Source organism: Streptomyces shenzhenensis (assembly GCF_003688995.1).
Classification (GTDB): domain Bacteria; phylum Actinomycetota; class Actinomycetes; order Streptomycetales; family Streptomycetaceae; genus Streptomyces; species Streptomyces shenzhenensis_A.
Genome location: NZ_PENI01000007.1, coordinates 125,889 through 138,571, shown reverse-complemented (window position 1 = coordinate 138,571; position 12,683 = coordinate 125,889). Strand labels below are relative to the sequence as shown.

The following is a 12,683-nucleotide window of genomic DNA, read 5'->3' as shown; positions in this document are numbered from 1 at the left end:
CACCTCACTCAATCGTTCCTTTGAACGAATAGTCGGAAGGGGCGGTCGGTCCATGCCCGACATCCATGACCCACGACGGCGATCCGTCCTCGCCGGCGCCGCCGCGCTCGGCGCGTCGTGGCTGCTGTCCGGCTGCACGGGGGCCTCGGCCGCCCCGGTGCAGCCCGGCGGCGAGACGCACGAAGCCCCCGACAGCGGCGGCACCCTGCGCATCGCACGGCCCCCGGCCTCCGATGCCGAGACGCTGGACCCGGCCAGTGCCCTGTCGGCGTACGAATACCTGGGCGCGCTCTACAACCGGCTGGTCAGGGTCGGCGCCGACGGCTCACTCGCCGCCGACCTCGCCGAGTCGTGGGAGCCCGACGCCAAGGCCCGCACCTGGACGTTCCGGCTGCGCAAGGGCGTCACCTTCCACGACGGGCGCGCCTTCACCTCGGCCGACGCCGCCTACACGCTGCGGCACATCCTGGACAAGGCGACCGCGTCCCCGCAGGCGGCGGTCCTCGCCCCGCTCCTCGACCCGGGCGCGCTGCGCACACCCGACGCGCACACCCTCGTGGTACCGCTGAAGACACCCAATGCCGAGTTCCCGAGCCTGCTCACGCACTACAACTGCTACGTCATCCCGGACGGCGGCGCCCGCGCCGCCGGGCGCACCGGCATCGGCACCGGCCCCTTCAAGCTGGAGTCGTTCACCCCCGCGGGACCCGGCCGCGTCGTCGCCTTCGCGGACCACTGGGCGGGCCGCCCGGTCCTCGACGCCATCTCCTTCTACTCCGTCGCCGACATGTCGGCCCGCTCCAACGCCCTGCTGGCCGGCCAGGTCGACCTGCTGTCCCAGACCAACCTGGACTTCGCCACGGCGCGGGTCGTCGCCGCCTCCGACCGGGCCACCGTCACCCGCGTCAAGGACGCCCAGTGGTACGTGCTGCCGATGCTCACCACCGAGAAGCCGTTCACCGACGTCCGCGTCCGGCAGGCGATGAAACTGGCCTACGACCCCGAACACGTGGTGAAGGTGGCGCTGCAGGGCGCGGGCACGGCGGGCTGGGACAACCCGGTGCCGCCCAGCGACCCGGCGCACATCTCCGCACACCCCGCGCACGACCCGGAGCAGGCCCGCCATCTGCTGAAGCGGGCCGGGCACGAGGGGCTCGCCGTCGAGCTGTATACCTCCGCCTACGACCCGCTGTTCACCCCCATGGCCCTCGCCTACCAGGACTCGGCCCGACGGGCCGGCATCCGCGTCAAGGTGAGGACGGCGGCCGCGGACTCGTACTACACACAGATCTGGATGAAGAAGCCGCTCATGGCCACCTACTGGTTCACCGGCCGGCCCGTCGACCAGCTCTTCACCCAGATCTTCCGCGGCGGCTCCTCCTACAACGAGACCGCGTGGTCCGACGCCGCGTTCGACGCCCTGCTCGACCGGGCCCGCGCCGAGACCGACGACACGAGGCGCCGCGACCTGTACGGCGAGGCGCAGACCATCGTGATGGACCGGGGCGGGGCGATGACCCCGATGTTCGCCGACCGCCTCGTCGGCATCTCCCGCGCGGTGCGCGGCTACGCCGAACACGGCTTCGAGTTCGACTACCTGGGCATCGGCCTGAAGGGAGCCTGAGCATGCTCGCGTTCCTCGCCCGGCGCGTCTCGGCCGCCGTGGGCACCCTGTTCCTCTCCTCCGTGCTCGTCTTCCTCGCCGTCCAGGCCCTGCCCGGCGATGTCGCCGGGCAGATCCTCGGCAAGGACGCCACCCCGGACGCCGTGGCCGCCCTGCGCGGCAGGCTCGGCCTCGACCGGCCCGCCTGGGAACGCTACGCCGACTGGATGGGGGGCGCCCTGCACGGCGACTTCGGCACCTCGCTCGTCTCCCAGCGGCCGGTCGGCGGCGAGGTGGCCGCCCACCTCGCCAACTCCGCGCTGATCGCGGGCGTCACCGTGCTGTTCGCGGTCACCGGCTCGATCGTGCTCGGCGTCATCGCCGGCCTGTACCGCGACCGCTGGCCCGACCACCTCATCTCCACCGTCAGCCTCGTCGGCATGAGCGTCCCCGAGTTCGTCGTCGCCACCGTGCTGGTGCTCTGCTTCTCCATCGCCCTGCCCTGGTTCCCCGCCGTGGTCCTCTACGGCCCCGACGCGAGCGTCGGCCAACTCCTGCCCGCCGTCTGGCTGCCCGCGCTCGCGCTCGCCGTGGTGATGGCCGCGTACATCGTCCGGATGGCCCGCACCTCCGTGATCGACGTGATGGCCGGCGAGTACGTGACCACGGCCCGCCTCAAGGGCCTGTCGTCCTGGCGGGTGGTCACCCGGCACGCCCTGCCCAGCGCCCTGCTGCCCACCCTGCATGTCATCGCGCTCAATGTGGCCTGGCTGGTCGGCGGGGTCGCCGTCGTCGAGAACGTCTTCAACTACCCCGGTATCGGCAAGCTGATGCTGTCCTCCGTGCAGAACCGCGACCTGCCCGTCATCCAGGCGGTCGCGCTCGTCAGCGCCGTCGTCTACACCGTCTGCAACCTCGCCGCCGACCTCGGCGCCATGGCCCTCAACCCCAAGCTGCGCACCCGCGGGAGGACCCGATGACCACCCTCGACACGCCGGCGCCGGCGGTGCCCGTGACACCCGCCGCCCGCGCGGTCCGCGCCTGGCACACCCTGCGCTCCTCACGCACGGCCGTGATCGGCCTCGCCGTCGTCGCCGTGCATGTCCTGATCGCCCTGCTCGCCCCGCTGCTGACCTCCTACGACCCGGTCGCCAACGATGCCGGGCAGGCGCTGCTCGGCCCCGGACGGCACCACTGGGCGGGCACCGACCAGTACGGGCGCGACGTGCTGACCCGGGTGCTGTACGGCGGCCGGTACGCGCTCGGGGTGTCGGCTGCCGCGACCGTGCTCACCATCGCTCTCGGCACGGTCATCGGCTGTACGGCGGCACTGCGCGGCGGCTGGTTCGACGACCTGCTCGGCCGGGTGCTGGACGCCGTCCTGTCCGTGCCGTCGATCCTCGCCCTGCTCGTCGTCGTCACCGCGCTGGGCACCGGACCCGCGGTCATCGTCCTCGCCGTCGCCGTCGTGTACGTACCGCAGGTCGTCCGGGTGATCCGCGGCGCCGCGCTCGCCGTCGTACCCGCCGACTACGTCACCGCGGCCCGCGCCCGCGGCGAGGGCACCTGGTCCATCCTGCGCCGCGAGGTGCTGCCCAACATCGTCGACGTGGTGTGCGTGGAGTTCGCCATGCGGGCCTCCTGGGTGGTGCTGCTGATCTCCTCGCTGTCCTTCCTCGGCTTCGGCGCCGCGCCACCGACCCCCGACTGGGGGCTCATGGTCGCCGAGAACCGCACCGCCATCACCGTCGTCCCGATGGCGAGCCTGGCGCCGATCATCGCCCTGGCCACGCTCGTCGTCGGGCTCAACCTCGCCGCCGACGGCCTGTCCAAGGCATGGGGCGTCGACCGGATCAGGAAGGGCTCCCGATGACCTCGACCGTCCCCGCAGCACCGCCCGCCGACCGGGCCACGGCCCCGGTCGTCGCCGTCCGCGCCCTGTCGGTCGCCTACCGCGCGGGCGGCCGGGACATACCCGTCGCCCACGAGGTGTCCTTCGAGGTCGCCCCCGGGCGGACCCTCGCCCTGGTCGGCGAGTCCGGCAGCGGCAAGTCGACCGTGGCCGCCACCCTGCTGGGGCATCTGCGGCACGGTTCACGGATCACCGGCGGTTCGGTGACCGTGGCCGGCTCGGACGTCTTCGCCCTCACCGCCCGTCAGTTGCGGCGGCTGCGCGGCAGCACCGTCGCCCTGGTCGCACAGAACGCCGGGCACGCCCTGACCCCGACCATGCGCATCGGCCGGCAGATCGCCGAGGCCGGCGGCGACGTCCCCGTCACCGAACTGCTCGACCAGGTGCGGCTGCCCCGCCCCGCCGAACTCGCCCGCCGCTACCCGCACGAGCTCTCCGGCGGTCAGCAGCAACGCGTCGCCATCGCCATGGCCATCGCCGCCCGCCCCAAGGTCCTCGTCCTCGACGAACCCACCACCGGCCTCGACGTCGTCACCCAGCGCAGCGTCCTCGACCTCGTCGGCGCCCTGCGCGACGAACTCGGCCTGGCCGCCGTGCTGGTCAGCCACGACCTCGGCGTCGTCGCCCACACCGCCGACGAGGTGACCGTGCTGCGCGCCGGCCGCGTCGTCGAGTCGGCGCCCACCCGCCGGCTGTTCGCCGCGCCCCGGGACCCGTACACCCGCCGACTGCTGGCGAGCGTGCCGCGCCTCGACGACACCGGGCTCGCGCGGGTCGGCGAGGACGGCGAACGGGAGGTGCGGCCGAGGAGCGCCGTGCCCGCCGACGCCCCGGTCGCCGTCACCGCGCGGGACGTCACCATCGACTACGGCACGACCCGCGCCGTGCACGGTGTCTCCTTCGACGTGCGGCGCGGCGAAGTCCTCGCCCTGGTCGGCGAGTCCGGCAGCGGCAAGTCCACCCTCGCCTGGACGCTCGCCGGACTGCGCACCCCGTCGGGCGGCACCCTGACCCACCCGGCCGGCGACCTCGCCCGCCCCGCCCGCAGCCGCCCACGCGCCCTGCGCAGCCGGGTCCAGCTCGTCTTCCAGAACGCCGACACCTCCCTCAACCCGCGCCGCTCGGTCGGCGACGCGATCCGCCACCCGCTGCGCCTGTTCGGCACGGCCGCCACCCGCGCCGAGGCCGCGGACCGAGCCAGGATCCTCATCGGCGACGTACGGCTCGACCCGGCCCTGGCCGACCGGCTGCCCGCGCAGCTCTCCGGCGGCCAGCGCCAGCGCATCGGCATCGCACGCGCCCTGGCCGGCCGGCCCGATGTGCTGATCGCCGACGAGATCACCACCGCCCTCGACGTCTCCGTCCAGGCCGATGTGCTGCGCCTGCTGGACGACCTGCGCCGGGAACGCGATCTGGCCTGCCTGTTCATCAGCCACGACCTGGCCGTCGTACGGGGCATCGCCGACCGGGTCGTCGTGCTGCGGCACGGCGTGGTGGTCGAAGAGGGGCCCACCGAGGCTGTGTTCGCCGCGCCGGGCCACCCCTACACACGTCAGCTGATGGCCGCCGCCCTCGAACCCGACCCGGACGCCCGGCCCCGCGCCGGCGGCACACCGGATTCCGTCCCCGGCTGGCGGGACGCCGCCACCCCGGACGACGTGTGGACCGACCACGGCGACGGGCACCGGGTGCGCCGCTGGCACCCGGAGACCGAAGCACCCCACGAGACGGCCGCGGCGACGGCCGAGGAAACGGAAGGAGCCGCGTGAAGTACCGCGAGCAGTTCGAGCGGCGGGTCGTCCGCGAGGACCTGTGGATCCCCACCCGGGACGGCAGCACCCGGCTGCACGCCCGCGTCTGGCGGCCCGCCGACGCGGAGCACGACCCCGTGCCCGCGCTCCTCGAATACCTGCCCTACCGCAAGAGCGACTGGACCGCGCCCCGGGACGCCCAGCGCCACCCCTGGTACGCGGGCCACGGCTACGCCTCCGTACGCGTCGACATCCGCGGCCACGGCGACAGCGAGGGGACACCCGGCGACGAGTACGACGCCCGGGAACTCGCCGACGGCGTCGACGTCGTCAACTGGCTCGCCGCGCAACCCTGGTGCACCGGCCGCGTCGGCATGTTCGGCATCTCCTGGGGCGGCTTCAACGCCCTCCAGATCGCGGCCCTGGCCCCCGAGCCGCTGAAGGCGATCGTCACCGTCTGCTCCACCGACGACCGCTACGACAACGACGTGCACTACACCGGCGGCGCCGTCCTCGGCATCGACATGCTCGCCTGGGCCGGCACCATGCTCGCCTTCGCGTCCCGGCCGCCGGACCCGGCCGTGGTCGGCGCCGACCGCTGGCTGCCGATGTGGCGCCGGCGCCTCGACGCCCTCGAACCGCTGCTGCACACCTGGCTCGCCCACCAGGAGCGCGACGCCTACTGGCGGCACGGCAGCGTCTGCGAGGACTACGGCGCCATCGACGCCGCCGTCCTCGCCGTCGGCGGCTGGCACGACCCCTACCGGGACACGGTGCTGCGGCTGGTGGAGCGGCTGCCGCACGACCGGGTCCGCGGACTGATCGGCCCCTGGTCACACCAGTACCCGGACCGCGAACTGCCGCCCGGCCCCGCCATCGGCTTCCTCCAGGAGACCCTGCGCTGGTGGGACCGGCACCTGAAGGACCGGGACACCGGGGTGATGGCCGAACCGCTGCTGCGGACCTGGATCCACGACCCGGTGCCGCCCGCCACGACCTACGACGTGATGCCCGGCCGCTGGGTGGGCGACGACGCCTGGCCGTCGCCGAGGACCACCTGGGACGCCCGCCCGCTCGGCCCGGACCCCGCGCCCGTCACCGTCCGCTCCCCGCTCCACACCGGGGTGGACGCCGGCCGGTTCTTCCCGTTCGGCAACGCCGGCGATCTGCCGCCCGACCAGCGCGAGGAGGACGGGCGTTCGGTCTGCTTCGACTCGGCGCCACTGGACGAGCGGACGGAGATCCTCGGCCGCCCGCGGCTCCGGCTCCGCCTCGACAGCGCCACCCCGCGCGCCCATGTCGTCGCCCGGCTCTGCGACGTCGCCCCCGACGGCTCCTCCACCCTCGTCACCCGCGGCGTGCTCAACCTGCTCAGCAGGAACGGCCGGGACCGGGCCGACGAGTGGACCCCGGGGACGTACGAGGACGTCGAGCTCGAACTCACCGGCATCGGCTACGCGTTCCCGCCCGGCCACCGGATCCGGGTCGCCGTCTCCGACGCGTACTGGCCCTGGGTGTGGCCGCACGGCGAACGCGGTGAGCTGACCGTGCTCCCCGCGCACAGCACCCTGCTGCTGCCGGTGCGGGCCGTGGGGCAGGAGCCGCCGATCCGGTTCGAGGAACCCGAGCAGGCGCCGCCCCTCCCCGTGACCCACGACCGGCCGGCCGAGCGGCGCCCCGAACGGCTCGTCACCCGGGACGTGGCGGCGGGGGAGTGGACCCTGGAGGTCGACCCCGACTACGGCGGATCGCGGACGTATCCGGACGGCCTCAAGTACGAGGAGAGCGCCCGCGAGACCTACCGGATCCGCGAGACGGACCCGCTCACCGCGTCCGCCGCGTCCGAGTGGACGATCCGGCTCACCCGCGGCCAGGATTGGCAGGCCGAGGTCGTCGCGCGCACCGGACTGCGGGCCACGGCAACGGAGTTCATCATGGACAGCCACATCGAGGCACGGGCGAACGGAGAGACAGTGGCCAAGCGCGCCTGGCGGCACACCACCCCGAGGACGTCCGGATGAAGGCGTCCAGGCCCCCGCGCCGCGCCGTCGCCGCCGCCGACCGCACCCGGCAGCCCACCGAGGTGCGCCGCCGCCTCATCGCCGAGGCGGCCGTCCCGCTGATCGCCGAACGCGGCTACGGGTCGGTGGGCGTCCGGGACGTGGCGGCCGCGGCCGGGGTGTCCGTCGGCACCGTCACCTACCACTTCGGCAGCGTCCAGGAGATCCTCTCCGAGGCGATGGTCCTGCACATCGAGGGCTACTACGCCGCCCTCAGCCGGGCCGCGGAGGCCGCGACGAGCGGGGTCGAGGCGCTGCGGCTGCTGGTGGACGCCCTGTTCACCGAGGACACCGACCGCCACTGGCGGATGTGGTTCGAGTACTGGAACGCCGGCGAGCAGGACCCGGACCAGCCGTTCGCCCGCGGGCAGGCGGACCGCTACCGGGACTGGCACGACCAGATCCGCGCCCTGGCCGTACGCGCCGTCACCGACGGCGACGCCGACTGCGCCGACCCCGACGGCTTCACGGTCCGCTTCGCCGCGCTCGCCGACGGGCTCGCGCTCCAGCGGCTGCGGCAGGCGCCGTCGTTGACCACGCGGGACGCGCGCCGGCATCTGAACCGGCTGATCGAGACGGAGCTGATACCGCGTCGCCCCCGCCCGGCCACGCCCCGTGACTGACCCGCACCACCCACGACACGCGGCCCGCGCACGCCGTCGGGCCGCAGGAGCCCGGCGGCTCGGGATGCCGTGGGGGCGGCCCGGCGAGTACACTATTCACTGGGTGATGAATTACCGCTCTCCGGAAGGCAGGGCAGTGATGGAACGGACCGCGTGTTGTGTCGTCGGCGGTGGTCCCGCGGGCATGGTGCTCGCCCTGCTGCTCGCCCGGTCCGGTGTCGAGGTGACGGTCCTGGAGCAGCACGACGACTTCCTGCGCGACTTCCGCGGCGACACCGTGCACCCCTCGACCCTGGCCCTGCTGGACGACCTGGGCCTGGCCGAGAAGTTCGCCCGGCTGCCGCAGCGCCGGGTGCACACCGTCCAACTGCCCGTGGGGGCCGGCCGGTCACAGGTCACCGTCGCCGACCTCACGGTGCTGCGCGGCCCGTACAACTACGTGGCGATGGTGCCCCAGTGGGACCTCCTGGACCTCCTCGCCGACGAGGCCCGGCGCGAACCCTCCTTCCAGCTGCGGATGGGCACCGAGGCCACCGACTTCCTGGTCGAGCGCGGCCGGGTGACAGGCGTGCGCTACCGCACCCGGGACGGCCGCCGGGGAGAGCTGCGCGCCCTGCTCACCGTCGCCTGCGACGGCCGCGGATCCCTCGCCCGCTCCCGGCCGGAGCTGGGACTGCGCCGCTACCGCTGCCCGATGGACGCCTGGTGGTTCCGGCTGCCGCGGCACGCCGGGGACCCGCGCGGACTCGTCGGCGCCGCGGGCGACCGCTTCCTGACCGCGATGATCGACCGCGGGGACTACTGGCAGTGCGCCGCCCTCATCCCCAAGGGCTCCGACGCCCGCCGCCGCGCCGCCGGGCTCGACCGCTTCCGCGCCCAGTACGCCGCCGCCGTCCCCTGGATCGCGGACCGTGTCGACCGGCTGAGCGACTGGGACGAGGTCAAGCTCCTCGACGTCCGCCTGGACCGGCTGCGCCGCTGGCACCGCCCAGGACTGCTGTGCATCGGCGACGCCGCGCACGCGATGTCCCCGGTCTTCGGCATCGGCATCAACCTCGCCGTCGAGGACGCCGTGGCCGCCGCGCGCCATCTGGTCGGGCCGCTGCGCCACGGCAGCGTCGGCCTGCACGACGTGCGCGGCGTCCAGCGCCGCCGCCGTCCCACCACCGTCGCCACCCAGGGGCTGCAACGCCTGGCCCACGCCTGCCTCATCGCCCCCGTCCTGCGGGGACGCCCGCCCCTGGGCGACGTACGCAGGGCACGGCACGCGGCCGGCCTGCTCGCCTCGTCCCGGCTGCTGCGCCGGCTGCCCGCGTACTTCATCGGCTACGGGGCACTGCGTGAGCGACCCCCACGCAGCGCCGTCCGCTAGCCCCGCCCGGGAGCGCCCGCCGCCCGGGCGCAGCAGTCCGCGTGCGTGCGGCGGATCCTGGTGATGGGCGTCACCGCCGGCCGAGGACATGACGCGTCCGCGACCCGGGGTTCGCCCCGCTGGAGACACAGGGTGGGCCGGCCGTCCAGGTTCTGCCGCGGTCCCGGGCCGGTGGTCCGGGACCTTCGGTTCAGGCGGTCACCCGCTGCGGCTGTCGCACGGTGAGCCGCCCGGTGCGTGCGAGCGCGGCGATCGACGCGGCGCACCCGAGGCCCGTCGCGGCCAGGATGCTCCAGGGGAGCCAGAGGGCGTCGTGCCGCACGGCGACGTCCCACAGCGCCCCGGTGGCGAGGTTGCCGAGGGTGATGCCTAGGCCGGAGACGGTGTTGTAGAGGCCGTAATGGGTGGCGACCAGACGGTCACCGGCGAGCGAGACGACGGTGTCCATCTCGAAGGGGTAGACCACCGCGCTGCCCGCCGCCAGCAGCACGACCGCGGTCAGCAGAGCGACGACGACCGGCGCGCCCGCGTCGTGCGGGGTGAGCGCCAGCGGCACGAAGGCCAGCCCCATCGCCGCGAGGCCGCGCACCAGTGCCTCATGGCCGCTCCAGCGCTGCCTGGCCCAGCCGGTGAGCCGGAGCTGGCCCAGGACGGCGACGGCCGCCGACACCACGAACAGACCGCTGGTGACCGCCGTGCCGTCCGCGCCCAGGGCGTCGGCGGCGGCCAGCGGAAGGGCGAGATAGACCTGGAACGTCAGGACGTACGACCCGATCATGGCGATCGCGAAGAGCAGGAACGGCCGGTTGGCCACCACGCTGCGCCACTGCGCCAGCACCCCCTCCCGGCCGGCGCCGGTGTCGGCCGCCGCGTCGTGCCGGGCCGGCAGCGCGCGCCACTGCAGCAGGGTCAGCGCGGCGAAGACGCCCGCCGCCGTCGTGCCGACCACCCTGAAGTCGGCGGCCAGCAGGGCGAGTCCGACGAGCGGGCCGAGCAACATGCCCGCCTGGTAGTGGACGTTGAAGACGGCGAAGGCGTCCACCCGGCGCTCGCCCGCCGCCACGGCGAGGTAGGCGCGCACGGCGGGATTGAACAGCGCGCCCGCGAAACCCGTCGCCGCGGAGGCGACGACCAGGGCGGGCAGGGTGTCCGCCCAGCCGAGCAGCCCGAAACCGAGCGTGCGCAGCAGACAGCCCGCCATGATCGGGGCCTTGTAGCCGTAGCGGTCGGCGAGCGTGCCGCCGATGAGGAACATGCCCTGCTGGGAGAAGTTCCGCACGCCCAGCACCAGTCCGACCGCCCAGGCGGCGAGGCCGAGCGCACCCGCGAGATGGACGGCCAGGTAGGGCATGAGCATGTAGAAGGCGAGGTTGATGGCGAACTGATTGGCCATCAACAGCCGTACGGCGGGCGGGAAGGAGCGCGTCTGCCGCCAGAGGTTCCTCATCGCGCTGCCCCCGAGAGCCGGGGTGCGCGGCCGCCCGCGAGCGGGTCGGTGACCCGGGTGCAGCGGGTCCAGCGGGTGACGACCCGCTCGCCGGGGTCGCCGATCTCGTCCGGTTCGTCGGCCGGCGGATGCCCGAGCAGACCGTGCTGCCGACAGTAGGCGTCGTCGAAGACGGTGCCGACGTAGCGCTGCGGCCCGTCGGGGAAGACGGCAGCGATGCGGTCCTCGGCGGGCAGGGTGCGGGCCAGCCGGCGGGCGACCAGCGCGACCGCGCCCACGCTCCAGCCGCCGGTGGCGTAGTGGTGCCGGGCCAGTTGACGGGCGGCCCACACCGCCTCGGGAGCGGCCACCCAGTGCACCTCGTCGAAGAGGTCGTAGGCGACATTGCGCGGGTAGATGCTGCTGCCCAGGCCGCGCATCAGACGGGGCGCCGCGGGCTGGCCGAAGATGGTGGAGCCGGTGGTGTCCACGCCGACCACGCGCAGCCGGGGGAAGAAGCCGCGCAGGACGGAGGCGACGCCCGCGGAGTGGCCACCGGTGCCGACGGAGACCACCAGGGCGTCGATACGGCCGAGTTGGGCGACGAGCTCATGGGCGAGCGGGGCGTAGGCGGCCACGTTGTCCGGGTTGTGGTACTGGTCCGGACACCAGGCGCCGGGGACGGAGGCGAGGATCTCGGTGACGCGGTCACGGCGGGCCTGCTGCCAGCCGCCGTCCGGATGCGGGTCGGTGACCAGGTCGACCTCGGCGCCGTAGGCGGTGAGCAGGCCCGTCATCAGGGGCTCCATGCCCGGGTCGGAGACCACGGTGACCGGATGGCCGTACACGGCGCCGGCCAGGGCCAGACCGAGGCCGAGGGTGCCGGAGGTCGACTCGACGATACGGGCGCCGGGCAGCAGCCGACCGCGCTCACGGGCGGCGCGGACCATGTACAGGGCGGTCCGGTCCTTGATGCCGCCGGGGTTGTGCCCCTCGAGCTTGGCCCAGAAGCCGCGCCCGGCGGCGGTGAAGGGTTCGCCGATCCACAGGACGGGGGTGTCGCCGACGAGTCCGGCGGGGGTGTGCAGCGGATGTTTGGCGTCGGCCGTCAACCGGGCGGGGGAGAACGGGGCGGGTGACGGGGCATGAGGGACGGGCGAGTGCGGGACGGGGGATTGCGGCACCGGGGTGCTGTCGTGCTGGTTCATGGCGTGCTTCTCCCGCGGCCGAGGAACACGAGCATGTGTCGGCCGCCGTGGTGGAAGGAACGGGGGGTTGACCGGTCGGCGCACGGCGCGGCGGCGGGCACGAAGCCCTCGCCCGTCGTACGGCTCAGCGGCCGGTCAGGACCTCCACACGCCCAGCCGGGCTCTCGACCGGCCGGCCGTGGCCGGACCGGGGGACGGACCCGCGGGCGGGCCCGTCTTCGGGGCAGGGAGCTTGTCGTCGGCGGCGACGGCCGGTGCGGCGTCGTCCACGGCGGGGACGGGCGAGGCGATGTCCCGGGGCGGCTGCACCGTCGGCCCGTCCCCGTCCCGGCAGTGCGCCAGGTCGCCCCCGGAGGGCGGCGCCGGTTGGGTGACCGCAACGGCCGGGGGCGGCGGCACCGGGCCGCACGCCGATACGGCCGGCAGGGGAGTGTCGGCCCGGGCGGCCCCCGCGGACACCGGACCGTGGGCGCAGCCGAGCAGGTGGATCAGCGCGGCGAGCAGCACCACCAGTGCCGCTCCGGCCCGTGACATGGGCCGGTGCTCGCGACGTACCGACCAAGCCACCATGGACACACACGGTAGTCGATCATGTGCGTAAAGTTCCGATCAGGCGTGCTGGGCGCGCTCGCGACGCACCGGCCGGACGCCGGGCCGGCGTCGTCGAACTGCCGGGAAGGCCGCCGGGCGGCGGACCACGGCGTGCGCAGGGAGACATGTGTGCGATC

At 74.3% G+C, this 12,683-nt stretch carries 10 protein-coding genes; 7 read left to right on the top strand and 3 right to left on the bottom strand.

What is annotated here, in order from left to right; genetic code table 11:
• Positions 1 to 52 precede the first annotated feature (52 nt).
• The 7 genes from CTZ28_RS14125 (at position 53) to CTZ28_RS14095 (ending at position 9,321) form a co-directional block, all read left to right on the top strand.
• Complete coding sequence (locus CTZ28_RS14125; protein WP_121889706.1) at positions 53 to 1,624, top strand: ABC transporter substrate-binding protein; 1,572 nt, start codon at positions 53 to 55, stop codon at positions 1,622 to 1,624.
• 2 nt (positions 1,625 to 1,626) lie between these two features.
• Positions 1,627 to 2,583: an ABC transporter permease gene (locus CTZ28_RS14120; protein WP_121889705.1), complete on the top strand. Its 957-nt coding sequence runs from the start codon at positions 1,627 to 1,629 to the stop codon at positions 2,581 to 2,583.
• Positions 2,580 to 3,476, top strand: coding sequence for an ABC transporter permease (locus CTZ28_RS14115; RefSeq protein ID WP_121889704.1), 897 nt, complete (start codon positions 2,580 to 2,582; stop codon positions 3,474 to 3,476). Before CTZ28_RS14120 ends, CTZ28_RS14115 begins: the two co-directional genes overlap by 4 nt.
• A complete protein-coding gene (locus CTZ28_RS14110) occupies positions 3,473 to 5,284 on the top strand; it encodes a dipeptide ABC transporter ATP-binding protein (RefSeq protein WP_259471604.1) in 1,812 nt (603 codons plus the stop codon). Before CTZ28_RS14115 ends, CTZ28_RS14110 begins: the two co-directional genes overlap by 4 nt.
• Positions 5,281 to 7,287: a CocE/NonD family hydrolase gene (locus CTZ28_RS14105; protein WP_121889702.1), complete on the top strand. Its 2,007-nt coding sequence runs from the start codon at positions 5,281 to 5,283 to the stop codon at positions 7,285 to 7,287. The genes CTZ28_RS14110 and CTZ28_RS14105 overlap by 4 nt, the downstream gene beginning before the upstream one ends.
• Entirely contained in the window at positions 7,284 to 7,949 is a 666-nt protein-coding gene (locus CTZ28_RS14100) for a TetR/AcrR family transcriptional regulator (protein WP_259471603.1), read from the top strand. The genes CTZ28_RS14105 and CTZ28_RS14100 overlap by 4 nt, the downstream gene beginning before the upstream one ends.
• A gap of 139 nt (positions 7,950 to 8,088) precedes the next feature.
• A complete protein-coding gene (locus tag CTZ28_RS14095) occupies positions 8,089 to 9,321 on the top strand; it encodes an FAD-dependent oxidoreductase (protein WP_121889701.1) in 1,233 nt (410 codons plus the stop codon).
• A 190-nt stretch (positions 9,322 to 9,511) separates the two neighbouring features.
• On the opposite strand, the gene CTZ28_RS14090 is transcribed toward CTZ28_RS14095, so the two are convergent.
• From CTZ28_RS14090 to CTZ28_RS14080, 3 genes are all read right to left on the bottom strand, one after another.
• Complete coding sequence (locus CTZ28_RS14090) at positions 9,512 to 10,768, bottom strand: MFS transporter (RefSeq protein ID WP_121889700.1); 1,257 nt, start codon at positions 10,766 to 10,768, stop codon at positions 9,512 to 9,514.
• Entirely contained in the window at positions 10,765 to 11,955 is a 1,191-nt protein-coding gene (locus CTZ28_RS14085; protein ID WP_121889699.1) for a PLP-dependent cysteine synthase family protein, read from the bottom strand. The genes CTZ28_RS14090 and CTZ28_RS14085 overlap by 4 nt, the downstream gene beginning before the upstream one ends.
• 135 nt (positions 11,956 to 12,090) lie before the next feature.
• Complete coding sequence (locus CTZ28_RS14080; protein ID WP_147481149.1) at positions 12,091 to 12,489, bottom strand: hypothetical protein; 399 nt, start codon at positions 12,487 to 12,489, stop codon at positions 12,091 to 12,093.
• Between the last annotated feature and the right edge of the window lie 194 nt (positions 12,490 to 12,683).

Excerpts from the sequence above, each read along its gene's own strand:
- CTZ28_RS14125 (WP_121889706.1), top strand. The coding sequence starts at position 53 with ATGCCCGACATCCATGACCCACGACGGCGATCCGTCCTCGCCGGCGCC.
- CTZ28_RS14120 (WP_121889705.1), top strand. The coding sequence starts at position 1,627 with ATGCTCGCGTTCCTCGCCCGGCGCGTCTCGGCCGCCGTGGGCACCCTG.
- CTZ28_RS14115 (WP_121889704.1), top strand. The coding sequence starts at position 2,580 with ATGACCACCCTCGACACGCCGGCGCCGGCGGTGCCCGTGACACCCGCC.
- CTZ28_RS14110 (WP_259471604.1), top strand. The coding sequence starts at position 3,473 with ATGACCTCGACCGTCCCCGCAGCACCGCCCGCCGACCGGGCCACGGCC.
- CTZ28_RS14100 (WP_259471603.1), top strand. The coding sequence starts at position 7,284 with ATGAAGGCGTCCAGGCCCCCGCGCCGCGCCGTCGCCGCCGCCGACCGC.
- CTZ28_RS14095 (WP_121889701.1), top strand. The coding sequence starts at position 8,089 with ATGGAACGGACCGCGTGTTGTGTCGTCGGCGGTGGTCCCGCGGGCATG.
- CTZ28_RS14090 (WP_121889700.1), bottom strand. The coding sequence starts at position 10,768 with ATGAGGAACCTCTGGCGGCAGACGCGCTCCTTCCCGCCCGCCGTACGG.
- CTZ28_RS14085 (WP_121889699.1), bottom strand. The coding sequence starts at position 11,955 with ATGAACCAGCACGACAGCACCCCGGTGCCGCAATCCCCCGTCCCGCAC.
- CTZ28_RS14080 (WP_147481149.1), bottom strand. The coding sequence starts at position 12,489 with ATGTCACGGGCCGGAGCGGCACTGGTGGTGCTGCTCGCCGCGCTGATC.